Source organism: Rhizobium johnstonii 3841 (assembly GCF_000009265.1).
GTDB lineage: Bacteria > Pseudomonadota > Alphaproteobacteria > Rhizobiales > Rhizobiaceae > Rhizobium > Rhizobium acaciae.
This window is the reverse complement of the sequence record NC_008380.1, coordinates 2,625,193-2,651,337: the sequence shown is the minus strand read 5'-3', so window position 1 is coordinate 2,651,337 and position 26,145 is coordinate 2,625,193. Positions and strand designations below refer to the sequence as shown.

Annotated in this window: 24 protein-coding genes; 12 read left to right on the top strand and 12 right to left on the bottom strand. The window is 62.6% G+C overall.

The annotated features are described in order from the left end of the window. Positions 1-123 precede the first annotated feature (123 nt). From tpiA to RL_RS12930, 4 genes are all read left to right on the top strand, one after another. On the top strand, positions 124-894 hold the full coding sequence (tpiA, locus tag RL_RS12945; RefSeq protein WP_011652070.1) for a triose-phosphate isomerase: 771 nt from the start codon (positions 124-126) through the stop codon (positions 892-894). 131 nt (positions 895-1,025) lie between these two features. Further along, entirely contained in the window at positions 1,026-1,547 is a 522-nt protein-coding gene (gene secG, locus RL_RS12940; RefSeq protein ID WP_011652069.1) for a preprotein translocase subunit SecG, read from the top strand. 143 nt (positions 1,548-1,690) lie between these two features. Further along, the gene (locus RL_RS12935) at positions 1,691-3,319 is read left to right on the top strand and encodes a CTP synthase (RefSeq protein ID WP_003539844.1); all 1,629 of its coding nucleotides are present in this window, start codon (positions 1,691-1,693) and stop codon (positions 3,317-3,319) included. 73 nt (positions 3,320-3,392) lie between these two features. Beyond that, positions 3,393-3,863 (top strand): SRPBCC family protein, encoded by a 471-nt coding sequence (locus RL_RS12930; protein ID WP_011652068.1) that lies wholly within the window; start codon positions 3,393-3,395, stop codon positions 3,861-3,863. Positions 3,864-3,901: 38 nt separating this feature from the next. On the opposite strand, the gene RL_RS12925 is transcribed toward RL_RS12930, so the two are convergent. Next, positions 3,902-4,990, bottom strand: coding sequence for a citrate synthase/methylcitrate synthase (locus tag RL_RS12925; RefSeq protein ID WP_011652067.1), 1,089 nt, complete (start codon positions 4,988-4,990; stop codon positions 3,902-3,904). Positions 4,991-5,074: 84 nt separating this feature from the next. Here RL_RS12925 and RL_RS12920 point away from each other — a divergent pair, with 84 nt between their 5' ends. The 5 genes from RL_RS12920 (at position 5,075) to RL_RS12900 (ending at position 11,308) form a co-directional block, all read left to right on the top strand. Continuing rightward, positions 5,075-6,220 (top strand): citrate synthase, encoded by a 1,146-nt coding sequence (locus RL_RS12920; protein ID WP_028741311.1) that lies wholly within the window; start codon positions 5,075-5,077, stop codon positions 6,218-6,220. 152 nt (positions 6,221-6,372) lie between these two features. Continuing rightward, positions 6,373-6,891, top strand: a complete 519-nt coding sequence (locus RL_RS12915) for a FecR domain-containing protein (RefSeq protein WP_003539836.1) — start codon at positions 6,373-6,375, stop codon at positions 6,889-6,891. 5 nt (positions 6,892-6,896) lie between these two features. Further along, positions 6,897-8,753 (top strand): CHASE2 domain-containing protein, encoded by a 1,857-nt coding sequence (locus RL_RS12910; RefSeq protein WP_041936330.1) that lies wholly within the window; start codon positions 6,897-6,899, stop codon positions 8,751-8,753. 99 nt (positions 8,754-8,852) lie between these two features. Continuing rightward, complete coding sequence (locus RL_RS12905; protein WP_011652064.1) at positions 8,853-10,808, top strand: DEAD/DEAH box helicase; 1,956 nt, start codon at positions 8,853-8,855, stop codon at positions 10,806-10,808. A 65-nt stretch (positions 10,809-10,873) separates the two neighbouring features. Then, the gene (locus tag RL_RS12900; RefSeq protein WP_018481939.1) at positions 10,874-11,308 is read left to right on the top strand and encodes a GNAT family N-acetyltransferase; all 435 of its coding nucleotides are present in this window, start codon (positions 10,874-10,876) and stop codon (positions 11,306-11,308) included. 19 nt (positions 11,309-11,327) lie between these two features. Here RL_RS12900 and RL_RS12895 read toward each other — a convergent pair whose 3' ends face one another. Further along, a complete protein-coding gene (locus RL_RS12895; RefSeq protein ID WP_003559558.1) occupies positions 11,328-12,173 on the bottom strand; it encodes an SDR family oxidoreductase in 846 nt (281 codons plus the stop codon). Positions 12,174-12,209: 36 nt separating this feature from the next. After that, positions 12,210-13,382 carry an NADH-dependent flavin oxidoreductase gene (locus tag RL_RS12890; RefSeq protein ID WP_011652062.1) on the bottom strand — a complete coding sequence of 391 codons (1,173 nt, stop codon included), beginning with the start codon at positions 13,380-13,382 and terminating at the stop codon, positions 12,210-12,212. Between the two features lie 108 nt (positions 13,383-13,490). Here RL_RS12890 and RL_RS12885 point away from each other — a divergent pair, with 108 nt between their 5' ends. Beyond that, positions 13,491-14,384 (top strand): LysR family transcriptional regulator, encoded by an 894-nt coding sequence (locus RL_RS12885; RefSeq protein ID WP_011652061.1) that lies wholly within the window; start codon positions 13,491-13,493, stop codon positions 14,382-14,384. 244 nt (positions 14,385-14,628) lie between these two features. Here RL_RS12885 and RL_RS12880 read toward each other — a convergent pair whose 3' ends face one another. From RL_RS12880 to RL_RS12870, 3 genes are all read right to left on the bottom strand, one after another. Then, positions 14,629-16,875 carry a xanthine dehydrogenase family protein molybdopterin-binding subunit gene (locus RL_RS12880; protein WP_011652060.1) on the bottom strand — a complete coding sequence of 749 codons (2,247 nt, stop codon included), beginning with the start codon at positions 16,873-16,875 and terminating at the stop codon, positions 14,629-14,631. Between the two features lie 12 nt (positions 16,876-16,887). Further along, positions 16,888-17,361 carry a (2Fe-2S)-binding protein gene (locus tag RL_RS12875; RefSeq protein ID WP_011652059.1) on the bottom strand — a complete coding sequence of 158 codons (474 nt, stop codon included), beginning with the start codon at positions 17,359-17,361 and terminating at the stop codon, positions 16,888-16,890. A gap of 343 nt (positions 17,362-17,704) precedes the next feature. Continuing rightward, complete coding sequence (locus RL_RS12870; RefSeq protein WP_011652058.1) at positions 17,705-18,079, bottom strand: c-type cytochrome; 375 nt, start codon at positions 18,077-18,079, stop codon at positions 17,705-17,707. Positions 18,080-18,609: 530 nt separating this feature from the next. On the opposite strand from RL_RS12870, the gene RL_RS12865 reads away from it, so the two are divergent. Next, entirely contained in the window at positions 18,610-19,269 is a 660-nt protein-coding gene (locus RL_RS12865) for a class I SAM-dependent methyltransferase (RefSeq protein WP_011652057.1), read from the top strand. A 16-nt stretch (positions 19,270-19,285) separates the two neighbouring features. Here RL_RS12865 and glp read toward each other — a convergent pair whose 3' ends face one another. Genes glp through RL_RS12840 form a run of 5 tightly spaced genes read right to left on the bottom strand, consistent with a single transcriptional unit; the run spans position 19,286 to position 24,741 of the window. Continuing rightward, positions 19,286-20,506, bottom strand: coding sequence for a molybdopterin molybdotransferase MoeA (gene glp, locus RL_RS12860; RefSeq protein WP_011652056.1), 1,221 nt, complete (start codon positions 20,504-20,506; stop codon positions 19,286-19,288). Next, on the bottom strand, positions 20,503-21,000 hold the full coding sequence (gene moaC / locus RL_RS12855) for a cyclic pyranopterin monophosphate synthase MoaC (RefSeq protein WP_011652055.1): 498 nt from the start codon (positions 20,998-21,000) through the stop codon (positions 20,503-20,505). The genes glp and moaC overlap by 4 nt, the downstream gene beginning before the upstream one ends. A 1-nt stretch (position 21,001) precedes the next feature. Continuing rightward, on the bottom strand, positions 21,002-21,814 hold the full coding sequence (gene trpC, locus RL_RS12850; RefSeq protein ID WP_011652054.1) for an indole-3-glycerol phosphate synthase TrpC: 813 nt from the start codon (positions 21,812-21,814) through the stop codon (positions 21,002-21,004). Positions 21,815-21,823: 9 nt separating this feature from the next. Then, positions 21,824-22,840 (bottom strand): anthranilate phosphoribosyltransferase, encoded by a 1,017-nt coding sequence (trpD, locus tag RL_RS12845; RefSeq protein ID WP_011652053.1) that lies wholly within the window; start codon positions 22,838-22,840, stop codon positions 21,824-21,826. A gap of 8 nt (positions 22,841-22,848) precedes the next feature. Continuing rightward, on the bottom strand, positions 22,849-24,741 hold the full coding sequence (locus RL_RS12840) for a peptidylprolyl isomerase (protein WP_011652052.1): 1,893 nt from the start codon (positions 24,739-24,741) through the stop codon (positions 22,849-22,851). Between the two features lie 219 nt (positions 24,742-24,960). Between RL_RS12840 and RL_RS12835 the strand changes: the two genes are divergently transcribed. After that, the gene (locus tag RL_RS12835; RefSeq protein WP_011652051.1) at positions 24,961-25,242 is read left to right on the top strand and encodes a hypothetical protein; all 282 of its coding nucleotides are present in this window, start codon (positions 24,961-24,963) and stop codon (positions 25,240-25,242) included. Positions 25,243-25,359: 117 nt separating this feature from the next. Here RL_RS12835 and RL_RS12830 read toward each other — a convergent pair whose 3' ends face one another. After that, on the bottom strand, positions 25,360-25,614 hold the full coding sequence (locus RL_RS12830; RefSeq protein WP_003539804.1) for a GlsB/YeaQ/YmgE family stress response membrane protein: 255 nt from the start codon (positions 25,612-25,614) through the stop codon (positions 25,360-25,362). Between the last annotated feature and the right edge of the window lie 531 nt (positions 25,615-26,145).

The following is a 26,145-nucleotide window of genomic DNA, read 5'->3' as shown; positions in this document are numbered from 1 at the left end:
ACGATTTTCGGCAGAAATATGCGCGGGATCGCAGAGATTCCCCTTACGTCAAGGGCATGATGCTTTTCTTTGCTGCAAGCTTTTGATATTGCCCAAGGCATAAGCAGATTGTGGAAGGCCAGCATGACACCTGATGTACGCCCGCTTGTGGCGGGAAACTGGAAAATGAATGGCATGCGTGCCTCGCTGGATCAGATCAAGACGATCGCCGAGGGTGTTCGCCCGCCGCTGGCCGACAAGGTCGAAGCGCTGATCTGCCCGCCGGCGACGCTGCTCTATGTGGCGACGGCGCTGTGCACCGATAGCCCGCTGGCGATCGGCGCTCAGGACTGCCATCAGAACCCATCAGGTGCGCATACCGGCGACATCTCGGCCGAGATGATTGCCGATTGTTTCGGCACCTATGTCATCGTCGGCCATTCCGAGCGGCGCACCGACCATGCCGAAACGGATCATCTGGTACGCGCCAAGGCGGAGGCCGCCTTTGCTGCCGGGCTGACGGCGATCATCTGCATCGGCGAGACCGCGGATGAACGCCGGACAGGCCAGGCGCTCGACGTCATCAAGCGCCAGCTTTCCGCCTCGGTTCCGGACTGCGCCACCGCTGAGAGCACAGTCATCGCCTACGAGCCGATCTGGGCGATCGGCACCGGCGTGACGCCGACATCAGGTGATGTCGAAAAGGCGCATGCCTTCATGCGGGCAGAGCTTGCGGTCCGCTTCGGCGACGAAGGCCGCAAGATGCGTCTTCTCTATGGCGGCTCGGTCAAGCCGGCCAATGCCCATGAGTTGATGGGCATTGCCAATGTCGACGGCGCGCTGATCGGCGGAGCGAGCTTGAAAGCGGCCGACTTCCTCGCCATCTACCGGGCCTATGAGGCGCTGCTCGCCTGAGGCATTTTTTATTCCTGGGTTTATTCCCGAGTTTATTCCGGGCTGAAGGGCTTGGAATAGATGAAAGCCTCATGTAAAGAGCCGCCAGAATTCTTAACTTTGTCCGTCTCCAGGCGGGCAGGACTGGACCCATGCAGACCGTATTGATTGTCATCCATCTCATGATCGTGCTCGCCCTTGTCGGCGTCGTGCTCATTCAGCGCTCGGAAGGCGGCGGCCTCGGCATCGGCGGCGGTTCCGGCTTCATGTCGGCCCGCGGCACGGCCAATGCGCTGACGCGCACGACCGCGATCCTTGCGACCCTGTTCTTCCTGACTTCGCTCGGCCTCGGCATCCTGACGCGTTACGAGGGCCGTCCGAGCGACATTCTCGACCGCATTCCGGCAACAGGCGGCCAGGGCAACGGCATTCTCGATTCGCTCGGCGGAGCGCAGGCTCCGGCAACCCCGCCGGCCGGCAACGGCGTTCCGAGCAGCGGCGCGGCAGCACCCGCACCGCAGGCTCCCGCCGCTCAAGCTCCGGCAACTGGCACTCAGGCCCCGGCGGCCACAGCGCCTTCAACGACTGCTCCGGCAACGACTGCACCGGCAACGCCTGCAGCTCCGGCTACGCCGGCACCGGCTCAGCCCTCCGGCGTCCCGACGGGACAGTAAACCGGTCTTCGACATAAACCGCCGGCAGGCCCTCGGGTCTGCCGGTTTTCTTTTGTTCAGATTTCTGCGCCACGCATCGAAAGTTCTGGAAAAGAATTTTTGGGCTGGTGGAATCGTTTTTGAAAAGGTATCCGGTGAATCCCATGGCGCGATACGTATTCATCACTGGCGGCGTGGTTTCCTCTCTCGGAAAAGGAATTGCGGCCGCGGCTCTCGGAGCGTTACTGCAGGCCCGTGGATATCGGGTTCGGCTTCGCAAGCTCGACCCCTATCTGAACGTGGATCCGGGCACGATGAGCCCAACCCAGCACGGCGAGGTCTTCGTCACCGACGACGGCGCGGAAACCGATCTCGATCTCGGTCACTACGAACGCTTCACGGGGCGTTCGGCGACCAAGACCGACAACATCACCACCGGCCGCATCTACAAGAACATCATCGACAAGGAACGGCGCGGCGACTATCTCGGCGCGACGGTGCAGGTCATTCCGCACGTCACCAATGAGATCAAGGATTTCGTCATCGAGGGCAATGACGACTACGACTTCGTCATCTGCGAGATCGGCGGCACGGTCGGCGACATCGAAGCGATGCCCTTCATGGAGGCGATCCGCCAGCTCGGAAACGACCTGCCGCGGGGCACCGCCGTCTACGTTCACCTGACGCTGATGCCCTATATTCCGGCGGCCGGCGAGCTCAAGACCAAGCCGACGCAGCATTCGGTGAAGGAACTGCAGGCACTCGGCATTCATCCCGATATCCTGCTGGTGCGGGCGGACCGCGAAATTCCGGAAGCCGAACGCCGTAAGCTCTCATTGTTCTGCAACGTTCGCCCGTCTGCCGTCATCCAGGCGCTCGACGTCGCCAACATCTACGATGTCCCGATAGCCTACCACAAGGAAGGCCTCGACGACGAGGTGCTCGCGGCCTTTGGTATCGAGCCGGCGCCGAAGCCGCGGCTCGACCCGTGGGAAGAGGTCTGCAACCGCATCCGCACGCCGGAGGGCGAGGTGACGATCGCGATCGTCGGCAAATATACCGGCCTCAAGGATGCCTATAAGTCGCTGATCGAGGCGCTGCATCACGGCGGCATCGCCAATCGCGTCAAGGTCAATCTTGAATGGATCGAGTCCGAGGTCTTCGAAAAGGAAGATCCGGCGCCCTATCTCGAAAAGGTGCACGGCATCCTCGTGCCCGGCGGCTTCGGTGAACGCGGTTCGGAAGGCAAGATCCACGCTGCCCGCTTTGCCCGCGAGCGCAAGGTGCCGTATTTCGGCATCTGCTTCGGCATGCAGATGGCGGTCATCGAGGCGGCGCGCAATCTCGCCGACGTGTCCGGTGCCTCCTCGACCGAATTCGGTCCGACGAAAGAGCCGGTGGTCGGCCTGATGACCGAATGGGTCAAGGGCAACGAGTTGCAGAAGCGCACGGCAGCCGGCGATCTCGGCGGCACGATGCGCCTCGGTGCCTACAAGGCGGCGCTGAAGAAGGGCACGAAGATCTCGGATATCTACGGTTCCACCGATATTTCCGAGCGTCACCGCCACCGCTACGAGGTCAATGTCGACTACAAGGACCGGCTTGAAAACTGCGGCCTCGTCTTCTCCGGCATGTCGCCTGATGGTGTGCTGCCGGAGACGATCGAATATCCCGATCACCCCTGGTTCATCGGCGTACAGTACCACCCGGAACTGAAAAGCCGGCCGCTCGACCCGCATCCGCTGTTTGCCAGCTTCATAGAAGCGGCGACGGAACAGAGCCGTCTCGTCTGACGACTGACAGCACCAGATCGCGTTGTTTCAGACGCGATCTGGATAACATCCAAGCCTGCGCTAACTTGCCGGCATGACCCCTTCACGCAGCACGACCGTCTCACGCTTCATCGCAGCGCCGCGCGAGCGCATCTACCGCGCCTTCCTCGATGCAGATGCGGTCGCCACCTGGCTTCCGCCTGATACCATGAAGGGCATCGTCCATGCCTTCGAGGGCAGGGAAGGCGGTGCCTTCAGCATGTCGCTCGTCTATCCCGACGACGAGACATCGCAACCGGGCAAGACCTCCGACAAGACAGACAGGTTCGAAGGCCGCTTTGCCAAGCTCGTGCCCGACGAACGGATCGTCTGGGCAACAATCTTCGATTCCGAGGACGAGGGCTTTTCCGGCGAGATGACCGTCAGCACGATGTTGTCGCCTGCGGATGGCGGCACCGATGTGACGATGGTCTGTGGCAATATTCCGTCCGGGATCCGCCTCGAAGACAATGAGGAAGGGTGCCGCTCGACGCTCGGCAATCTGGCCGCTTTCGTCGGCGGTTAGGGATCGGCGGCAGGACATGCTGCCGCCGAATTCAATCTTCACGCAGCCGCCGGTAGCGGCCCGATATAGACCGAGCGCGGCCGGATCAGCCGGCCGTCGAGCGCCTGTTCGCGGGCATGGGCCAGCCATCCGACGGTGCGGCCGATCGCGAAGACGCCGGTGAAGGCCTCGCGGGGAAAGCCGAGCGCTTCGAGCAGCAGCGCGGTATAAAACTCGACATTGACGTCGAGCGGCCGGTTCGGTTTGCGTGCCTTCAGGATCGCCAATGCAGCGACCTCCACGGCTTCCGCCAGAGCGCTGCGGGCGCTGTTCACCTGTCCGGTTGATATCAGCGGCTTCAGCGCGCCCTTCAGCGCATCGGCGCGCGGATCGCGGACGCGATAGATGCGGTGGCCGAAGCCCATCAGCCTTTCGCCGCGGTCGAGCGCTTCGCCGAGCCACGAGTAAGCATTCTCCGCCGTTCCGATCGCATCCAGCATGTCGAGCACGGGACCGGGCGCGCCGCCATGCAGTGGCCCTTTCAGCGCGCTGACCGCCGCGAGTACGGAAGAGGTGAGGCCGGCCTGCGTCGAGGCAATGACGCGCGATGCAAAGGTCGAGGCATTGAGGCCATGGTCCGAAATCGTCACGAGATAGGTGTCGAGTGCTGACGTCTGCTCCCTGGTCGGCAATTTTCCGGTCAGCATGCGCAGGATATCGGCCGCCTGAGACAGCGAGGCGTCGGGCGCGATCGGTCTTTTGCCGCGTTGCTTGCGAAGGATCGCCGGCAGGAAAACTGCGGGCGCAGCCAGAAGGCTGAGAGCGGTATCGAAATCCTCGCCGTCGGGCAGGCGGGCGATCAGCGCCCGCATCGCATCAACAGGAGGCAAAGCGAGCAGGGCGGCATCGGCGGCCTTGATATGGCCGAAAATCCTCGTTCGCGCCTGCGCCAACCAGTCGCCCAATTCCGCTTCGTCGAAGCTTTTTTCCATCAGCCCATCGAGCAACAGGGCGGCGACGCCTTCATAGGTGCCGTCTGCAACCAGGTGATCCAGCGATACACCGCGGATGATCAGTCGTCCCGCTTCGCCATCGACATCCGAAAGCTGCGTTTCGGCAGCAATGACATCTTCCAAGCCGTTTTTCATATCGTTTTCTCCTTTACGACCGGGATGATCGGACCTAGTCTCATTGACGTCAATCTTGATGCAATTGATCAATGTGAGGTTCCGATATCGTGGCTGACTGCCGAAGAGGCGTTGCGGGCGTTGAAGACCAAGCCGCAGACGCTCTATGCCAATGTCAGCCGCGGGCGCATCCGCGCCAAGGCGGATCCCGCCGACCCGCGCCGCAGCCTCTACCAGGCTGCCGACGTACAGCGGCTTGCCGAACGCCATGCCGGCCGCCGCAGGACCGAAACGGTCGCCGCCGAGGCGATCCGCTGGGGCGATCCGGTTTTGTCGTCGGCAATCTCCACCATCATCGGCGGACGGCTTTTCTATCGCGGAAAGGATGCGGCCGGTTTCGCTGACGTCGCGACGCTCGAGCAGACGGCGGCACTGCTCTGGAACGGCGCGGAAAGACTCTCCTCCGGCAGCGGGACCGGACATGCCTCTCCGTCGCTTCAGGCGGCATTCTTGGCGTTGGCGGGGCGGGTGACATCCGATCTGCCGTCGCTCGGCCGCTCGCAGGCAGCACTTCGGCGTGAAGCAAGCGGGGTTCTTTGCACGGTCGCTGATGCGCTGGCGCCGGGGCCTTCCGACCGGCCGCTGCATCTCAGGCTTGCAGCAAGCTGGCAGCGGCCGGATGCAGCCGATTGTCTGCGCCGCGCGCTGGTGCTGCTTGCCGATCACGAACTCAACGCCTCGACCTTTGCGGCGCGGGTCACGGCATCGGCGGGTGCAGCGCTTTCGGCCACCGTGCTGTCCGGTCTGGCGACACTGACAGGGCCGCTGCACGGCGCTGCCTGGCAGGGCGTCGGCGCCTTGATCGAGACCGCTTCCACCCTTGGGGCGGAGCAGGCGATCCGCCGTACGCTTGCCCAGGGCAATCGCCTTTCGGCCTTCGGCCATCCGCTCTATCCCGATGGCGATGTCAGGGCCTTGGCGCTGCTGTCGCACTTCCCCCTGCCGCCGCAATTTGCCGAGGTCCGGGAAGTGGGCGAGGAGATGGTCGGCGAGAAGGTCAACGTCGATTTCGCGCTTGCCGCAATGGCCGCCGCCTTCGATCTCCCAAGGGAGGCGCCGATCATCATTTTCTCGCTTGCCCGTTCAGTCGGTTGGCTTGCCCATGCAATGGAACAGATCGACAGCGGCGAATTGATCCGGCCGCGGGCGCGTTATACCGGACCGGCGCCTGAAACCGATAATAGAGCGTAATAATTCCGCCGGCGATTGCGCCGATTTGCTTTTTTGCCTAGGGAAATATTTGAATTCGGCTATCATGTCTTAGATCGAAGAAGACGGTTGGGAAGAAGACGGTTGGCGGGCGCTTTCGAAAGAGCTGTTCCGCACGGTCAAGGGGACTTTCCATGAATACGACGTTTCGCAGCCTTTTTGCCGCCGCACTCGCTGCCGGCCTCATTCCGCATGGGGCGGCCTTTGCGCAGTCTGCCGGCTGCACGGTATCGCGTGATGCCGGCGCCCGCCAGGTGCTCAGTTGTCCCGGCGGCGTGACGGTGACAGCAGAAGCCGGCGCGGCCTACAGCCTTGTCGACCGCAACCGTGACGGCAGTCCCGATTCGGCATCGCTGCGCCGCAAGGCCATTCTTGTCGATGTCGATAACACCCAGCACGCCGGCGGTTTCCAGGTCGTGACGCCGCAGGCGATCGCGGCCGTGCGCGGCACACAATGGGCTGTCGATGTCGCAGGCGGCCAGACCTCGGTGCTGGTCGTCAGAGGCAGCGTCGCAGTTCGCCGGCCGGCCGGCGAGCCGGTGGTGCTGTCGCCGGGCGAGGGCGTTGACGTTACCGCCGGAACCGAACCCCTCGTCGTGCGTCGCTGGCCGGCGCCGCGCGCCGCTGCCCTTCTTGCCCGTCTCGGCCAATAAGTCCCATGAATCATCGCCTGCTGACAGTGATCGCGCTGCTGCTCGCCGGTCTTTGGGGAGCTGCGCTCGGCTATGTCAATCTCCATGCCGGAAGCGGCCTTCTCGACCGGATGGAGGCCTCGCTTGCCGATATCCGCAGCGCCATCGTCGGGGCGAAGACACCGCCTCCCGTCGTCTCGATCGTCGCGATCGACGACCGCACCGCGGCCGCCCACGGCTATCCGCTCGATCGGGCGACACTTGCGCGCCTCGCCAATGCGATCACCGCGTTGAAGCCGAAGGCCCTGGCGATCGACATTCTGTTGGTCGATCCGGGGCCGGAGGCGGGTGATGCGGCGCTGACATCAGCCCTTCGCCAGGGGCCAAGCGTGATTGCGGCCGCGGCCACTTTCGCGCAAAGCAGCCAGCGGGTCACCGATGCGGCCGAGGATCCGTTTGCCGCCATCCCGGAGGCAAACCAGCTGCTGTTGCCGCTTCCCCGCTTTGCCGAGGCAGCCGCGGTCGGCATCGTCAATGTCGCAACCGACCAGACCGGCACGCCGCGCTTCATTCCGCTGATCTCGCGTGCCGCAGACCGGCTGGATCCGGCTTTTCCGCTGCGTACCGCGTCGGTGGCGCTCGGCGTCGATCCCACGATCGAACGTGACGCCATCATGCTCGGAAAGCTGCGCATTCCCACAGATATCGGCCAGCGTCTGCCGGTGACCTTCTATGGCGGGCACGGCAGCATCGCCACCTTCAGCGCCGCCGATGCGCTGGATGGCAAGCTTTCGGCAGATGCGGTGGCTGGCCGCATCGTCGTCATCGGTTCGACTGTTACCGGCGGCGGCGACGTCTTCCCGACACCGTTCGATCCCGTCATGCCCGGCGTCGAGGTGATGTCGACGGCGATCACCCATCTTGTTACCGGTGACGGCATGGTGCGCGACCGCAGGATGCGGCTGATCGATGCCGCCACCGCCATCGGACTGCCGATCGTGCTCGTGTCGCTGGTCGCCTGGCGGCGGAGTGCGGCAGGCTATGTTATCATCGTGCTGACGCTGTTCGTCTGGGCGATGCTCAATCTGTCGGCCTTTGCACATGGCTACTGGCTGAGTGCAGCGCTGCCGATCGCCGCAGCGCTGCCGCCGGCGTTGGCTTATGGTGCGGCCGAACTCTGGCTCGACCGCGGCCGCGCCCGTCATTTCGCCGAGCAGAGCGCGCTCCTGCAGCGCATCGAGGCGCCCGGGCTCGGCGAGTGGCTGGCGCGCGATCCGAATTTCCTTGCCGCGCCGGTGCGCCAGAACGCCGCCGTCATCTTCATCGATCTCTCGGGCTTCACCGGCCTCAGCGAAAATGTCGGGCCGGTGGCGGTGAGCGAGATGCTGAGCGGCTTCTTCGAACTGGTCGACGAGGAGGCGCGCGCCCATGGCGGCGCCATCACCAGCTTCATGGGCGACGGGGCGATGATCCTGTTTGGCCTGCCGGAGCCGGCCGATGACGACGCCGCCCGCGCCGCTGCCTGTGCGGTCAGCCTCTGCGAGCGCACAAGGGCCTGGCTTCAAGCGCATGCGGGCTTTGCCCAGAAGAAGATCGGCTTCAAGGTTGGCGCCCATTGCGGCCCGATCGTCGCCTCGCGGTTGGGCACCGGCGACCGGCAGCAGATCACGGCGGCGGGCGACACCATCAATGTCGGCAGCCGGCTGATGGAGGTCGCCGCCCGCCACGGCGTCGAGCTGGCGCTGAGCGCCGAAATCGTCCGCGCCGCCGGTCCCGATAGCAGGCTCACGCAGTCCGGCCGGATGGAGGGACCATTGGAAACGGCGCTGCGTGGCCGAGCAAGCCGCATCGACGCCTGGCTGTGGCGCAGCCGCACGCTTTGACAATCGCCGCGGGAGCGGCTAGGAACGGCGCAAATACCCCGCCGGCTGGCTCCGGCCATGGCGCAGCAACGCGCCTGACAGCTCCGAAAGATCGAACTCATGACAGAATTTAACGGCGTCGTTCCGGCGATCGCCAAGGCGTTGCAGAAGCGCGGTTACGCCGAACTCACCCCGGTGCAGAAGGCGATGCTCGATCCGGCGCTTGCCGCTTCCGACGCGCTGGTCTCGGCCCAGACCGGCTCCGGCAAGACCGTCGCCTTCGGCCTGGCGCTGGCGCCGACGCTGCTCGAGGGCAGGGAGCGCTTCGGCAATGCCGGCGCGCCGCTCGCCCTTGTCATCGCCCCGACGCGCGAGCTTGCGCTGCAGGTGAAGCGCGAGCTTGAATGGCTCTTTGAGATGACCGGCGCGGTGATCGTCAGCTGCGTCGGCGGCATGGACATCCGCAGCGAGCGCCGCTCGCTCGAACGCGGCGCCCATATCGTCGTCGGCACCCCCGGCCGGCTTTGCGACCATATTCGCCGCAGGGCGCTCGACATGTCGGAACTGAAGGCTGCCGTGCTCGACGAGGCCGACGAGATGCTCGATCTCGGCTTCCGCGAAGACCTCGAATTCATCCTCGATGCGGCGCCGGACGAACGCCGGACGCTGATGTTTTCGGCAACGGTGCCGGCGGCGATTGCCAAGCTTGCCAAGAGCTACCAGCGCGATGCCGTGCGCATCAGCACCGCGGCCGAGGAAAAGCAGCATATCGACATCGAATATCGCGCACTGATGGTCGCCCCGAGCGACCGCGAGAATGCGATCATCAACGTGCTGCGCTATTACGAGGCGACCAATGCCATCGTGTTCTGCTCGACGCGCGCGGCCGTCAACCATCTGACGGCGCGGTTCAACAACCGCAATTTCGCCGTCGTGGCGCTTTCCGGCGAGCTGACGCAGAACGAGCGCACCCACGCGCTGCAGGCGATGCGCGACGGGCGCGCCCGCGTCTGCATCGCGACCGACGTTGCCGCCCGCGGCATCGACCTGCCGGGGCTCGATCTCGTCATTCATGCCGACCTGCCGACCAATCCGGACACGCTGCTGCACCGCAGCGGCCGAACCGGCCGGGCCGGACGCAAGGGCATCAGCGCCATGATCGTGCCGCTGAATGCACGGCGCAAGGCAGAGCGTCTGCTCGAGAATGCCGGTATTTCGGCTGCCTGGGCGCGGCCGCCCTCGGCCGAGGAAGTGAGCGAGCGCGACGACGAGCGGCTGCTCGCCGATCCGATCTTCAACGAAACGCCGCAGGAGGAAGAGCAGGGGCTGGTACAGCAGCTTCTCGCCAGCCACGGCGCCGAAAAGCTCGCCGCCGCTTTCTTACGTCTTTACCGCACCAATCATTCTGCGCCTGAGGACCTCATTGAGATTACCGTGCAGGACGACCGCAGCCGCAAGCGCCGCGACAATGCCGAGCCGTACGAGCCGGCGCAGAAGGGACCGCGCGAAGATTTCGGCGCCAGTGTCTGGTTCTCCGTCTCGGTCGGGCGCAAGCAGAATGCCGAGCCGCGCTGGCTGATCCCGATGCTCTGCCGCAACGGCAATGTGACGAAGCGCGAGATCGGCGCGATCAAGATGCAGCCTGAGGAAACCTTCGTGGAGATCGCCGCGGCGAGTGCCGAAAGCTTCCTGGCGGCGATCGGTCCGAACAAGGCGCTCGAACGCGGCATCCGCGTGACCAGGCTTTCCGGCACACCGGATTTCAGCCGGGCGCCTGCGCCAAAACCCTATGCCGGCAAGCCATCCCGTGACGAGCGGCCGGATGATTCGTTCCGCGGCGAGCGGCCGAAGAACAAGTTCGGCAAGGGTCCGGGCGGCGGTTATGCCGCGGCCGATAATAGCGGCGGGGAAAGACGGGATAGCAAGCCCTGGAGCAAGAAGCCGGGCAAACCCGGCTTCGAAGGCCCGAAGTCCGACAAGCCGAAATTCGAAGGCCCGAGATCCGAGGCCCCCAAATATGAGGGTAAGGGCGGCGGCGCTCCGAAGAATAAGTTTTCAAAGAAGAAGCCCGGCTGATCTTGCCGGCAGCCCTTCGCTGGTCCGGCGGAGGGCTTTGGGCCGTATCTCTGAGGGAGGCAAGGATGGTGATGGAAACGGCGATCCTCAGCGTCCCGGTTTTCAGTACGCTCTGCAATGAGGCCTTCCGGCTGCGGCGCGCTATTTTCGTGCATGAGCAGAAGGTTCCCGAAGCCGAGGAATTCGATGCCGACGATCTCAACGCTCATCATCTTGTCGCCGTCACGGCGGGCGAAGTCTCCGGCACCCTGCGGGTGATTTATGCCGAGGAACATGTGAAGATCGGCCGGGTTGCGGTTGCTGGCCGATGGCGCGGCCGCGGCATTGCGGCTGATATGATCGGGCGCGCGATGGAACTGCACCGCGACGCGCGTGGCAACCGCTTCTATCTCACAGCACAGGCGGACAAGCTGCCGCTCTACGAGCGTTTCGGCTTCGTTGCCTTTGGCGCTGAATTTCTTGACGGTGGCATGCCGCATCGTGCCATGAAGAATTATTGAGCTTCAGCAAAGCGTAGCCTCAGGCTTGCGTTTTCACGTCGAAGGCAAGCGAACTTGAAAGGTCCCGATAGGCGTCGATCTGCTGCTGCAGCAGCGCGATTTTCTGTTCCACCATGCCAACAGCATCAGCTCCGGCGATGAACCGGCGGGGTAGCTCCGGTTGGTTGACCAGGGTGATCAGCGCTTGCGCGAGTTTTGCGGGATCGCCGCTCTGCTGGCCGTCGGCGGATTTCCAGAATGCCAGGTGTTGGGCGCGTCGTTCGTCGTAGTCGCTGACAGATGACGGAGCATATTGGGTTGATTCGTCAGTCAGCAATTCCGTGCGGAAGAAGCCCGGATTGACGATCATCGTTTCGATACCAAACGGCGCCACTTCGGGCTGCAGCGATTCCATCCAGCCATCGAGGGCAAACTTCGCGGCAGAGTAAGCGCTGCAAAACTCAAAGCCCAGCAGGCTGGCCGTCGATGAGATCGAGATGATCTTGCCGGATCCCTGCCGGCGCATCACCGGCAGGACAGCGCGGGTGACGCTCATAGGCCCGAGGAGACTACTGGCCAGTTGCAGATCGACCTGAGCCGGCGTCAGTTCCTCAAAATAGCCTGAGTAGAAGTTTGCGGCATTGTTGACCAATATGTCGATGCGACCAAAGCGTTCGAGTGCGGCTTTGACGGCAGATGCCGCGTCGGTCGGCTTGGTTACATCCAGCGTGACGACAAGCAGATTTTCCGACTGGCCGATCGCCTTGGCAACGCGCTCCGGATTGCGGCCGGTTGCAACGAGTTTGTCGCCAGCAGCCAGAACCGCCTTTGCGAAATCCAGGCCCATGCCGCGCCCGGCTCCTGTGATCAACCAAACCTTAGTCATCGAATTTTCCTTCATGCGAGATTGTGTGCCGATGCTCTATACGGTGGCCTTCTGCCGCTGCGCATCGTGATCATCGTTGATGTTGAACCAGCCGGTGGCCGCCTCGAGGACGCCCCAGAGTTTGGCCGGAAGGGCAATTTCCGGGATTGTCGTGGTCCTGATCTCGTTCTCGATCAGTTTCTCTTTGCCACTCCGTGAAAGTTCGACCCACTCCGGGTTTATCACCAGCCCTTGGCCTACAGCCACAAGCGAAAGGCCCAGATGAAGGGCACTTTCCGCCTGTTGGGGTGACTTGATCTGGCCAGCGGCGATAACCGGAATGCGCCCCGCTACCCTGGCAGCGATCAGTTCAGCGATAGGCTGATCAGCGATGGCTTCGAGTGGTTGGGCTTCGAGTACGCTCGTCAGCGAAGCATGGATGTAGTCCACGCCGCCGTCGATCAGATGCTCGATGAGTTCGTAGGTGTCTTCAATACGGAGGCCGCCCTCTTCAGGTTCTTCGGGCGAGACCCGGTATCCCAGAAGAAACGGACGCGTCGCGTGTGCGCCTATCACCTGCCTCACGTTGCGGACCACGGCGAGCGGAAACCGCATCCGGTTTTCCGGCGTGCCTCCCCATTCGTCGTCGCGATGATTGTGGAGCGGCGAGTAAAAGTTCTGGATCAGGAAGCCGTGGGCCGCATGCAGTTCGACCCCATCGAAGCCGGCTTCGATAGCGCGGCGGGTTGCTTCGCCGAAAGCAGAAATCACATCAAGGATTTCGTCGTGGCTGAGTGCGCGCGTCGTGCCGCCGCCTGGATTGAAAGGACCGGGTGAGACTTGCAGCGAACTGGCGCTGACAACGTCTCCGTCCGGAACAAGCGCCGGCACGGCCTTGCTGCCGGCGTGAAAAATTTGAAGAATCGCCGGTGCACCGCCGCTTTTGGCCGCCTCGGCCAGACGCCGGAGGCTTGGTGTGAAGCTGTCATCATAAGAAGCGAATTCGCCCGTGAACCCGATGCCGTTGGGCGAGACATGCGTGCAGCCGGTTAGAACGAGGCCAACGCCGTTCACCCTGCGTCGATAGTACGACACTTCCTCATCCGAAACTGTTCCGTCGTCATTGGCTGACCACGTCGTCATCGGAGCCATGACGACCCTGTTTCGAAGCGTGATCCCATTGGCGAAAACGAAGGGTGCAAATAGTGCTGGGGTGGCTTCCATCATCATTGTCTCTCTTGCATGCCGTTCAAGCGGTTTGTGAAATGACAGGTAGCAATGAGGACAAACTTTGATTAGTTGGTATAATCTGCATGAAGTTAGAAATGAGAGAGATAAATGAGGCACGGTGATTTCAGCGAGCTTGCAGCCTTCATCGCCGTCGCCGAGGCCGGAAGTTTCACGCGCGCCTCCGCCAAACTGGGACTTTCCCAGTCTGCCGTCAGTTACTCAGTCAGAATGCTGGAGCAGAGGCTGGGGGTGCGGCTGATCTCACGCACCACACGCAGCCTATCGCTGACCGATGCCGGAGAGCGTATGCTTCGGAACCTCCGCCCTGCCTTCGAACACATCGAAAGCGAGATCGCAGCCGTCACCTCACTTCGTGACAAGCCGGCGGGCACTATCCGCATCACGACGTTTCGATATGCCGCCATGAGCGTGCTTTGGCCTGTCATGACAACATTCTTGACGGAATACCCGGATATTGAAATGGAGGTCATTCTTGACGAGGGCCTGACGGATATAGTGGCCGGCCGGTTCGACGCCGGTATTCGCATTGGAGAACAGGTTCAAAAGGACATGGTTGCCGTCAGGATCGGCCCTGACCTTCGCATGGCGGTCGTGGGATCGCCGTCCTACTTCCAGAACCGCACAATCCCGATGACGCCCCGCGATCTCGGCGACCACCGGGGTATTAGCTACCGGCAAACCACAGGAGGTGGATTGTATGCCTGGGAGTTCGAGCGCGACAGCGAGGAGCTTGTGGTCAGAATGAATGGGCCGCTCATCATCAACGATAGTTTGATGCTGGAAGCCGCTGCTTTGGATGGGCTCGGGCTTGCCTACACTTTCGAAAGTCAGGTTTCACAATACGTTGCAGACGGGCGACTGATCCGAGTCCTCGACGATTGGTGCCAGCCGTTCCCTGGCTATCACCTGTATTACCCAAGCAGACGTCAGCATACGGCCGCGTTTGCGCTCCTCGTCGAGGCGCTTCGTTTCAAAGGCTGACGCTCCTGCCAGGGCTGTACGCAAGATGGTCGCGATGGGTTGGGGGACTGATCTCAGTTGCGCGATTGCCGATAGATGTAAGGTCCTGCCTGTCCTGATTGCTGATGAAGCGCGCGGTCATCGCTGACTGCGAAATCTTAGCGCCGTTATTGTCAAGACGTCACGCGACAGGAACATCGCGGCCCTGTGCTCGCTGCATTCAGCGGCGCACAGGACCGGGGCAGGCTCTCGTCCGAGCCAGGTTCTAAGTGAGGTTGAAAGGCATCTGCCTGACCGGCTTGCCTGTCAGACGCGAGATGGCATTGGCAAATGCCGGCGCCAAAGGCGGCAGGCCGGGTTCGCCCATGCCTGTCGGTGCATCCGCGCTTGGAACGATGTTGACGTCGAACTCCGGCACATCCGTGATCCTTGCCACCGTGAATTCGCTGAAGTTGCCTTGCTCCACAATACCGTCCTTGAGCGTGATTTCCGCGCCGGCAAGGCATGTCGACAAGCCCATGATCGCCGCGCCCTGGACCTGCGCTTCCACGGTCCGAGGGTTGACGGCCAGATTGCAGTGCACCCCCGCCGTAACCCGATGCAGCTTGGGCTGCCCGTCGACGACGGAGGCTTCCACCACGTAGGCCACCACGGATGAAAAGGATTCGTGCACGGCCACCCCCCAAGCCCTGCCTTCTGCCAATGTCCTACTGCCGTAACCGCTCTTGTCTACGGCGAGCTGCAGTGCATCGCGATGACGAGGATGCTCATTGCCAAACATCTTCATGCGATATGCGACCGGATCCTGGTCGGTGGCTCTCGCTATATCGTCGAGCAAGGTCTCCATCACGAAAGCCGTATGAGTGGAGCCAACGCTGCGCCACCACAGAACCGGCACGTTGGCAACAGGATGATGTACTGTCAGGCGCATGGGAAGCGGATAGGGGCTCCGCATCCCCTCGGTCGTGGCGGCATCGATGCCGTCCTTCACCTGGAACTTCTCGAACACGGTTCCCGTCAGTATGGACTGGCCGACGATGGTGTGGTCCCAGGCCAGCACATTGCCCTCTTTGTCGAAGCCGATGCGAGCGCGGTGAAGATGCGTTGGACGGTAGTAGCCGCCCCTCATATCGTCCTCGCGGCTCCAGAGCGTTCGCACCGGTGCGTTCAGCCCCGCCGACCTGGCGGCCTTGGCTATCTGGCAGGCCTCCATTGCCGTGTCGCTGCTGCTGGAAAAGCGCCGGCCGAAGCCACCACCCGATGTCTGCACGTTCACCACCACCTGTTCCGGCTTGAGGCCGAGCACGTTTGCGGCAACGCCGGCATCTAGCCCTGCACTTTGGCTCCCCATCCAGATCTCGGCACGATCGTCGGAAAGCCGAACCGTGCAGTTCAGCGGTTCCATCGCCGCGTGGGCGAGATACGGAAACACGAACTCGGCTTCCAGACTCAAGGGAGCGGTTTCCAATGGCGCCATGTCGGCATCGAACTGGCGCGGGCCGGGGCGATTGGCGATCTCGCGAAACTGCGCAAGTTGCTTTTCACTATCGACCTTTTCGACAGCCGATGTGTCCCATTCCACCTTAAGGGCGTTGCGACCCTGAGATGCCTGCCAATATCCGTCGGCCACCACGGCCACGCCCTCTGCACCGCGATCCAGCAGTACACGCAAAACAGCTTTCACGCCCTTTACTGAACGTGCTGCGCTGTCGTCCAGAGAGGCTATCTTGGCTCCGAAGACCGGAGGGCGAGCCACCACGGCCGTCAATTGTCCCGGCAGCTTGAAGTCGATGCCAAAACTCTGTTGGCCACTGCTCTTGGCTTGTGCGTCCAGACGCTGGGTGGGCTGGCCGATGATGCGGAAATCCTTCGGGTCCTTCAACGCTATTTTCTGAGGCACCGGCAGGGCCATGGCCGCTTCGGAAAGTTCTCCATAACCGAGCTTGCGGCCATCGGGAGCCAGAACCACACCGGCCTCGGTTCGCAGCGCGGAAACATCCACGTTCCAGCGGTCTGCCGCGGCTGCGAGTAGCATGGCGCGGACGCGGGCACCCAGCTCGCGATACTGCGTAAAGCTGTTCTTGATGGTGCTCGAACCGCCGGTAAGGTGCATGCCGAAGAGCGGATCAACATAGGCCATGTCATTGGTGCCGAGCTGGCTGCGTACTAAATTCCAGTCCGCGTCGAGTTCTTCGGCAAGGATCATCGGCAATGCCGTTTGGACGCCTTGACCGAACTCCAGCCGGTTGATTGTGACCATAACCTCGCCATTTGGCGCGATTTGAACAAATGCGGAAGGCTGCTCGGTCGGCTTCAGAGCGATCGGCGCCTCACCCGCGTCGGTGGGCTGGGCGGCGGCCAGATGGGGGAAAATGCCGACAGCCAAACCGAGGGTCCCCGTCAGCTTTAGAAAGCTGCGGCGTGGCAACGCCTGGACCGGTGTTGAACGGCCTCGTTCCAGCATGTGCTGCAGCGCACGCGGTAATTCGCTATAATCCATGTTCGGCAACATATGGCGTCTCCCTCAGACTAGATTGCTGGCAGCATCGGCTACGGCGGCGCGGATACGGACATAGGTTCCGCAACGACAAATATTACCTTCCATTGCCGTATCGATCTCCGAGGCGGTCGGCTGCGATCCGGAGGGCAGGGATGCCAGGAACGCCGTGGCGCTCATGATCTGACCGCTCTGACAATAACCGCACTGCGCTACATCGTGCTTGACCCAAGCTGCGCTTACAGCGGCGCCGACGCGGTCGCTGCCGTCGGTCGCTTTTTCTATGGTGGTGATATTCAGGCCTTCGGCAGCGGAAAGAGGGGTGCTGCAGGAACGGACAGCCTCACCATCCAGATGTATCGTGCACGCGCCGCAAAGCGCGGCGCCGCAGCCGAACTTGGTCCCGGTCATGCCGAGCGTGTCGCGCAGGACCCAAAGGATGGGTGTCTCCGGGTCGGCATCGACCTCATGCTGATTACCGTTGATATTCAGTGTGATCATGACTGGTCGGTTCTCCGATGTTTCATAATGGATGTGCTCTTGACTGAGGTCGTTCAGCTAACGGTTAGAACCGTCGATCTCCAAGGAAAGCGACGGCGACGGGAGTGCCGCCAGCAACCTCCAGGATGATGAGACGCCGTCGACCAAGAGCCTGCTCTCCGCGGCAACGTTAGCTCGTCCGGCGGCGCCCAATTAGTTGGCAAAACCTGCACGACGTTAGAAAGGCGGCTTCTGAATGCGAGGCAAAAGCACGAGCAGACACGTCAACCCAAGACCGGTCAGCGATGATCAGCCGCGTTGGGTGCCCATCGATCGCCGGCTTGCTCAGCCAAGAGGTTCGCCGCTACTCCGACAGGGACTTCAGGTAAGCGATGATGTTTAGCCGATCCTCAGGCTTGGGTACGCCCACGGTCATTGTGGTGGTCGGTACAACCTCGCGAGGCGCTGCTAGAAATCGGTCCAACGTCGCCTCGTCCCATACTAATCCCGACGCCTTCATGGCCGCCGAATAGCGGACGCCTTCTACAGAGCCGGCCGCGCGCCCGACAACGCCACCGAGCCCCGGCCCAGCCTTTTTCTGATCCGTGGTCGAATGACAGGCGGAACAGCGCTGAAACGCTTTTTGTCCCAAGGCGACATCTCCCTCCGCTGCCGCAGGAGCCGTCGCCGACACAAGGATCAAGGTGGAGATCACAACGGAGGCCAAAATTTTTGTCATGCGTGTTCTTCCCGAATACAGGCTGTCGAAGCCCTGAAAGGACGGTGGAGTAGCGCGCGCCAGCACCGTTGCTGGCAGGCCGCGCTAAAGACCTTGGACCCTAGACACGCCTCATCGTCGCCGGACATGGCATCGCACTGGAGACGGCGGTTGGTTGGGGACGTTACCTCGCCTCAGCATGGAGCATTAGGCGGTACTATCTGCATGATGTTAGAAATGAGGTTCATAAATGCCCGACAGCCAACGATCGTCTACGGAGGTTGTCTGCCTTGCTTTGCACCAGCAGGACGCAACCCTCTCGATGCCTGCCGCTAAGATGGTCTCGCTTCAACGGCCTGTGTTGCGTTCTTGAATGGCATATGGCACGCCTCATCACGAATAGCGGTTCAGTTCCTTGCGAAAAGCCTGGCTCGTCTTCATTATTTCACCTAAATCGTGGCGTGCATAAATGGCGGTGAATTCCACAACGGCGGCCTGCTCTTGCTATTAAAAACGATACGCCGTTACAGCGCCGGCAGGAGCAGACGACGATGAAACGCCCGGGCATGTCGCAACCCGATCCGGCCGCCTTCATCAAGGCCAACCTGCCGATATCACCCGTTCCCTCCATCCCCGAGATCCGGCTTCATACGGCGGGACCTGCGAGCGGGCTCTGGCGGCTCGCTGGTCGCAGAGAGGCCGACCCGCCGCCTTACTGGGCCTATCCCTGGGCTGGCGGCGCGGTGCTTGCCCGCCATCTGCTCGATCGACCGGAAATGGTGACCGGGCGCCGTGTCCTCGATCTCGGCGCCGGCTCCGGGCTCGTCGCCATCGCGGCGGCAAAGGCTGGAGCAGCCACAGTGACCGCTATCGACATCGATGCCAATGCCATTGCCGCGATCGGCCTCAACGCAGCGATCAACGGTGTGGACATCGTGGCCCGGGCCGCCGATATCATCGAGGATCAGCCCCCCGCGACTGACCTTCTCGTGGTCGGCGACCTGTTCTACGATCCCTCGCTTGCCTTGCGGGTGATGGCCTTCCTGCGGCGTTGCCAGGCGAGCGGCGTCGAGGTGCTGATCGGCGATCCCGAGCGGGCCTACCTGCCGCAGGACGAACTCAGGCGAATCGCCACCCATGCGGTTGCGGATTTCGGCGGAAGCAGCGGCGGCGGGGCGGTGCCGGCGGGCGTCTTTTCGCTCTTCGGCTAAGGCTGAAAGGCTGAGATTATGCCAAGAGATCCGGCCGCAACAGCATGACCGGGCAGGGCGTTCCGGCCGGCAGCTCCGGTGCATGCGGCGGGCGGATGACAAGGCAATCGGCTGCGGCGAAGACCTTCATCATCGAAGAATCCTGCTTGCCGAAGGGTTCGGCGAGCCAGTGGCCGGCGGATTTCGAAAGTTTCGCACGGATATAGTCCTGCCGGTGGTCGTTGGCGCGCAGTGTGACGGCTGCCTCCACCGTTGCCTCGCGCTGCACCGGCGGCAGGGAGGCGAGCTTGCGGATCAGCGGCTCCAGGAAGAGCAGCGAACAGACGAGGCTGGAGACCGGATTGCCGGGCAGGCCGAGGACATGCGTCTCGCCGAAGCTGCCAACCATTAGCGGTTTGCCGGGGCGCATGGCGATGCGCCAGAAATCGAGCTGCATGCCGGCTTCGATCAGCGTGGCCTGCACCAGATCATGGTCGCCGACCGAAGCGCCGCCGAGCGTGACGATCACATCGACCTTAGCGTCCCGCGCCGTGTCGATCGCCTCGGTGATCTTGGCCTTGTCGTCAGGCACGATGCCGAGATCGAGCACATCGGCGCCGGCTTTGCGGGCAAGGGCTGCAATACCAAACGTATTGGATGCGATGATCTGCGAAGGGCCGGGCGTGCTTCCGGGCGGCAGCAGTTCGTCGCCGGTTGCGAGAATGGCGATCAGCGGGCGCCGCAGCACCTCGACATCCGGCCGGTTCATGCCGGCAGCAACCGTCAGCCGAGAGAAATCGAGCACGGTGCCGGCCGACAGCACGGCTTCGCCTTCGGTGAAATCCTGGCCACGGGGACGCACATGCTGGCCCTGCCGCACAGGGAAATTGGTTCGGATGCCGCCCTCGATCTTCTCCGCATCCTCCTGCAGCAGAACGCTATCGGCGCCTGGCGGAACAGGCGCGCCGGTGAAGATACGGACGGCTTCACCCTGGCTGACGCTTCCCTCGAAGCCGTGGCCGGCGGAAGACGTGCCGATGACCTTCAGCACGGCGCCCGGCTCCGGCGCGTCTTCGCGGCGTAGCGCATAGCCATCCATGGCGGAGGCATTGAAGGGCGGCTGGGTCAGGCCGGCCGTCAGATCGACGGCCAGGACGCGGCCCTCAGCCTCGGCAAGCGGCAGCGTCTCGGACGCAGCAATGGGCTTTGCGCGAGAGAGCAAGCGGTTCAGGGCCTCGGCGACCGGGAGAAGGTTCATCTTGCCTCCGGATGACGGAAATCACCGGATTTTCCGCCGGACTTTTCAAGAAGTCTGATGCCGCCGATTTCCATTGCCTTATCGGCCGCCTTGGCCATGTCGTAGATGGTCAGACAAGCGACCGAGACGGCGGTCAGCGCCTCCATCTCCACACCGGTCTTGCCGGTGAGCTTGGCGGTTGCCGTAACGCGCAGGCCGGGAAGGGCGGTATCTTCGTCGATCTCGACGGTGACCTTTGTCAGCATCAGCGGATGGCAGAGCGGGATGAGATCGGCGGTGCGTTTTGCCGCCATGATGCCGGCAAGGCGCGCCGTGCCGATCACATCGCCCTTTTTGGCATTGCCTTGGCGGATGAGAGCGAGCGTTTCCGGCGCCATCTTCACATGGCCCTCGGCAGTGGCGATGCGCACCGTCTCGGCCTTGTCGGAGACATCGACCATATGCGCCTCGCCGGAGGCACCGATATGCGTGAGGCTTGGCTTTTGGCCGCTCATATCATTCGGCCGCGATGGCGGCTTCGCCAAAGAGCAGCGCGCGGGTGGCGGCGGCGACGTCCTCCTTGCGCATCAGGCTTTCGCCGACAAGGAAGGTATTGATGTCGACGGCCTGCAGGCGCTTGCAATCGGCATGGGTGAAGATGCCGCTTTCGCCGACAAGGAGCCGGTCTGCCGACACCATGGGGGCAAGCGCCTCGCTGACGGTGAGGCTAACCTCGAAGGTACGCAGATTGCGGTTGTTGATGCCGATGAGCGGCGAGGAGAGTTTCAGCGCCCGCTCCATCTCCTCGGCGTCGTGGACCTCGACCAGCACGTCCATGCCGAGGGCGAAGGCCTCGTCCTGCAGGCGTTCGGCCTCGTCGTCGGACAGCGAGGCCATGATCAAGAGGATGCAATCGGCGCCCCAGGCGCGGGCCTCGTGCACCTGATAGGTCTCGAACATGAAATCCTTCCGGAGCGCCGGCAGCGTGCAGGCAGAGCGGGCGGCTGTCAGAAATTCCGGCGCACCCTGAAAGCTCGGCGTGTCGGTCAGCACCGAAAGGCAGGCGGCACCACCGGCCTCATAGGCACTCGCCAGCGACGGCGGATCGAAATCCGGGCGAATGAGGCCCTTCGAGGGGCTTGCCTTTTTGATCTCGGCGATCAGGCCGAAGCGGCCGGCATCACGCTTGGCAATGAGCGCCTTGTGGAAGCCGCGCGGCGCAGACTGGCCGGCCTGCATCGCCTTGAGATCGGCAAGCGACACTGTCGCCTTGGCAGCGGCGATCTCCTCGCGCTTGTAGAGTTCGATCTTCTTCAGGATATCGGTCATCGAACAATCCTAATCGATATCGTTGGAAACGGCGATGAGTTTGTCGAGGGCGAGCGCGGTCGCACCGCTATCCAGTGACTGCGCGGCGAGCGTCATACCGTCGTGGATCGTCTCGACTTTGCCGGCGATGACGAGCGAGGCCGCGGCATTGGCGAGCGAGACATCGCGATAGGCATTCTTGGCGCCGCCGAGCACTTCGCGAAGCGCTGCGGCATTGGCGACACCGTCACCGCCCTTGATGTCGGCGAGCACGCAAGGGCTGACGCCGAAATCGGCGGGCGAGAGCTCGAAGGTGCGGATCTTGCCGTCTTCGAGTGCTGCAACTTTTGTGATGCCGGTGGTGGTGATCTCGTCGAGGCCGTCGCCATGGACCACCCAGACGCATTCGGAGCCGAGATCGCGCATCACTTCGGCAAGCGGCACCAGCCATTGCGGCGAAAAGACGCCGAGCAGTTGCCGCCGGACGCCGGCCGGATTGGAGAGCGGCCCGAGAAGATTGAAGATCGTCCGCGTGCCGAGCTCAACCCTTGAGGGGCCGACATGGCGCATGGCGGAATGATGCATCTGCGCGAACATGAAGCCGACGCCGGCCTCGGCAATACAGCGGGAGATGATCTCGGGACCGACGTCGAGCTTGACGCCGAGTGCCGCCAGATTGTCTGCTGCACCCGATTTCGAACTCAGCGCCCGGTTGCCGTGTTTGGCGACGGGAACACCGGCGCCGGCGACGATCAGCGCTGCCAGCGTCGAGATATTGTAGGTGCCGCTGGCGTCGCCGCCAGTGCCGACGATGTCGATCGCATCGGCCGGAGCCTCGACGGTCAGCATTTTCGAGCGCATTGAGGCGACGGCGCCGACGATCTCATCGACGGTTTCCCCGCGCACGCGCAACGCCATCAGGAAGCCGCCGATCTGCGAGGGAGTCGCCTGGCCCGACATCAGGATGTCGAAGGCGGATCGAGCCTCCTCACGCGTCAGCGGCTCGCGGCTTGCGGCCTTTGCCAGGAACGGCTTCAGATCGGTCATAAAGCCTCCTAGCGGACCGTCGCCTGTTCGGCGAGGGTCTGGTTGATCTGCGCGCCATACTGCGTCTGCAGCAGGTTGACCATCTGATCGAGAATATCATCGCCGGCGGCATTCGCCATGGCGGTGATCTGGGCATCGCGGTTGTTCAGCACATCGCCGGTCGGCTGGGTGTTGACCTCGGTGACCTTCAGCAGGATCTGCGTCGAGGGATCGGCGCCGACAGCACTTGCGACCGTGTCGACCGGACCCGAGAAGGCGGCGGTGACGCCGGCGCGGCCGAGGACTGCGTCATCGGTGGAGCGGGTGACACCGCTCTTGCTTTCGACGGCGATGCCGAGCGGCGTTGCGATATCGGCAAGGGCCGTGCCTTTCTTCGCCTCGGCCTTCAATGCGTCGGCCTTCTTGGCAAGCTCGGCCTTCTGCTGCTCCGCCGTCCAGTCCTCGACGGCCTTTTCGCGCACTTCGGTGACCGGGCGGTCGCGGTCCGGCGTGATTTCGCGGACGTTGAACCAGACATAGCCGTCATTGCCGATCGGCAGCGGCGGCGCATCGACGCCGACCTCGGTCTTGAAGGCTTCGCCGAGCAGCTGCTGCTTGGCTGGGATATCCTTGACCTCTTTGCCATCCTTATCGGCGCCGGTCATATCGACGGCATCGACGGTCATGGCCTTGAGATTCAGCTGGCCGGCAATATCCTCGAGCGTCGAACCGCCAGCACGCAGGTCCTCGATGCGGTCATGAACGTTGATCACTTCCTGAGAGGCGTTGGAAAGCGCCAGCTGCTTGCGGATATCCTCTTTCACCTCGTCGAAATTCTTCGCCGTTTCCGACTTGATGTTGGTGACGCGCAGGATGACGGGGCCGAAGGAGCCATCGACGACAGGCGTCGTGCCGCCATCGCGCGAAACCGCGAAGGCCGCATCGGCAACGGCCTGGTCGGGAACCTTGTCCTCGGTGAACTCACCTAGCAGCACGTCGCTTGCCGTCTTGCCCTGGTCGGAAACCAGCTGATCGAAGCTGGTGCCGCTCTTCAGCGCCGTTTCGGCGGCAGCGGCGAGATCCTTGCTGGCGAAGGTCAGCTGTTCGATGGTGCGGCTTTCCGGCGTGCGATAGGTATCCTTGCTCTTGTCGAAGGCCTCGTGGATCTGGTCGTCGGTGACGGTCGCGGCATCGGCAATATCGCCAGGCTGCAGCTTGAGATAGACGAGCTTGCGGTATTCGGGCGCCCGGTAGCGCTGCTTGACACCTTCGAACCACGTCGCCAGCACGTCGTCGGCCGGCGCCTTAATCGGCTCGATATTGGCATTGGTGAGCAGCAGGTATTCGACGCTGCGGCTTTCGTCACCATAGAGCTTCAGGGCGTCGACCAGCGTCTTCGGTGCGGTGAAGCCGTTGGAGATGGCATCGACCACCTGGCTGCGGACAGCGACCTTGCTGCGCTCCTTGATGTAATCATCCTGACGGATGCCGGCATTCTGCAAGCGCGAAATGAAGAGCTCGCGGTCGAACCGGCCGTTGACGGCCTTGAAAGCCGGATCGTCAGCGATCAGCTGGGCGAGGCGATCTTCGGAAAGGCCGAGGTTCATGTCTTCGGCGAGCTGGTCGAGCGAGGCGCCGGCGACGAGCTGGGCGAGCACCTGTTGCTCGACGCCGAAGGCGCGGGCCTGCTCTGGGGTCAGGCGCGTGCCGAACTGCTGGCTGAGGTTTGCCACCTGGCGCTGATAGGCGAGGTGGAATTCGTTGACGTCCACATGCTGATCGCCGACGGTCACGACCGTGGTGCTGTTGCCGCCTGACAGCAGCTCGTGCGACACACCCCAGACGCCGAAGGACGCAACGAGCAGAAGCAGGAGGAGCTTGGCAACCCAGGTCTGAGCAGCTCTTCTCAGGATATGGAACATAGAAACGCAAACCTCGCAGTATCATTGACCCGCGCGCGGGCGGACATTCGACGTTCCTTAAAACAAACCCGACAGGAAATGAAGGGTTTGTCGCGCGAAAAGCTGCACAAGGCGGCCGCTCGACCGCGGCGGCTTTGCGGCGAACAAAAGATCGGTTGCGGCGGAACCTTTCGGGCCGCCATTTCGTTGAACCGGCATCCCATGAAACAGGAGCAGACCATGGCAGAATTGAAAACCGCTTCCGCCGAATCCACCGCTGCGCGCGTCAAGGCTGATATTGCAGCAGACGATCTGTCGGCGCAGGTCGCAGCCCTTCGCAACGATCTCTCCCGACTGTCGGAAAGCGTGGTCGCGCTGGGGCAGGGGGCGAAGTCGGCAGTGACCGACGAGGCTTCGGTGATGACGGAACGGCTGCGCGACAAGGTGCGCGAAGAACCGCTCGTGGCACTCGCCGTGACGGCAGGCATTGCCTACGTGTTCGGCCTGCTCAGCCGTCGCTGAACGGAATCTAGAATGAAGAAAAGCCGGGCGCTATGAACGCCCGGCTTTTAGTGTTTGCATCCGTCAGCAAAAGGAACCGGCCAGCTAACGCCACCGGGCTCAGCTGGCGCGACCAAGTCAGCGGCGGATGACGCGCCCGATCGCGATCAAGATGCAGGCACCGACGAAACCGGTGATCAAATAGCCCAGCCAACCGGCGAGCGGCTGGATATGCAACAGACCCAGGATCCAGTTGGCGACAATAGCGCCGATGATGCCGAGCAATATGTTCATGAGCAGGCTCATGCTGCTGCGCATTGCCTTTTCCGCCAGCCATCCGGCGACACCGCCGATAATGATGGCTGCAATCCAACCCACGCCTGCGCTTTCCATGGTTATCTCCCTCCTGGCAAAACGAGTCACAGAATGCACGAAACGAAACGAAGTTCCACTCCCAGTTACCGAGATCGCGTGCGCGTTCAGCAACTTATGTGACTCACGGCTGCAGCATGGTGACCGGAGAGTGCAGAGCGTTAGCAGCAATCTGGAACAGCAGTCCGGCAATGGCGAGCAGGGCGAAGCCGACCGGCATAATCAGGCTTTTGCTAAACATCTTTCCTCTCCCCTTTTTGCGTAAAGCATAAGCGGAAGCGGACGGAGCGCAACAATATTGTTAACGGATAGTTAAGCTTGGCAATTAGTTAAAATTAAATACATAGAAGAGCGTAAAAATACTTGCGGATGTTGAAATCTTTGTTTTGCACCTTTCCCGTGTTGTTGACGGATCAACTGCCGATCTCCGCCTTGTCGTCGAGGTGGATAATGGTGCTGCTATCTCTCCGGATCGCAAACAATGAGGCTGCAGAACGCCGTCGGCACTGGAGTCCACTGATCGCGCGCCTTAGGGCCAATCCGTTTGCCGCA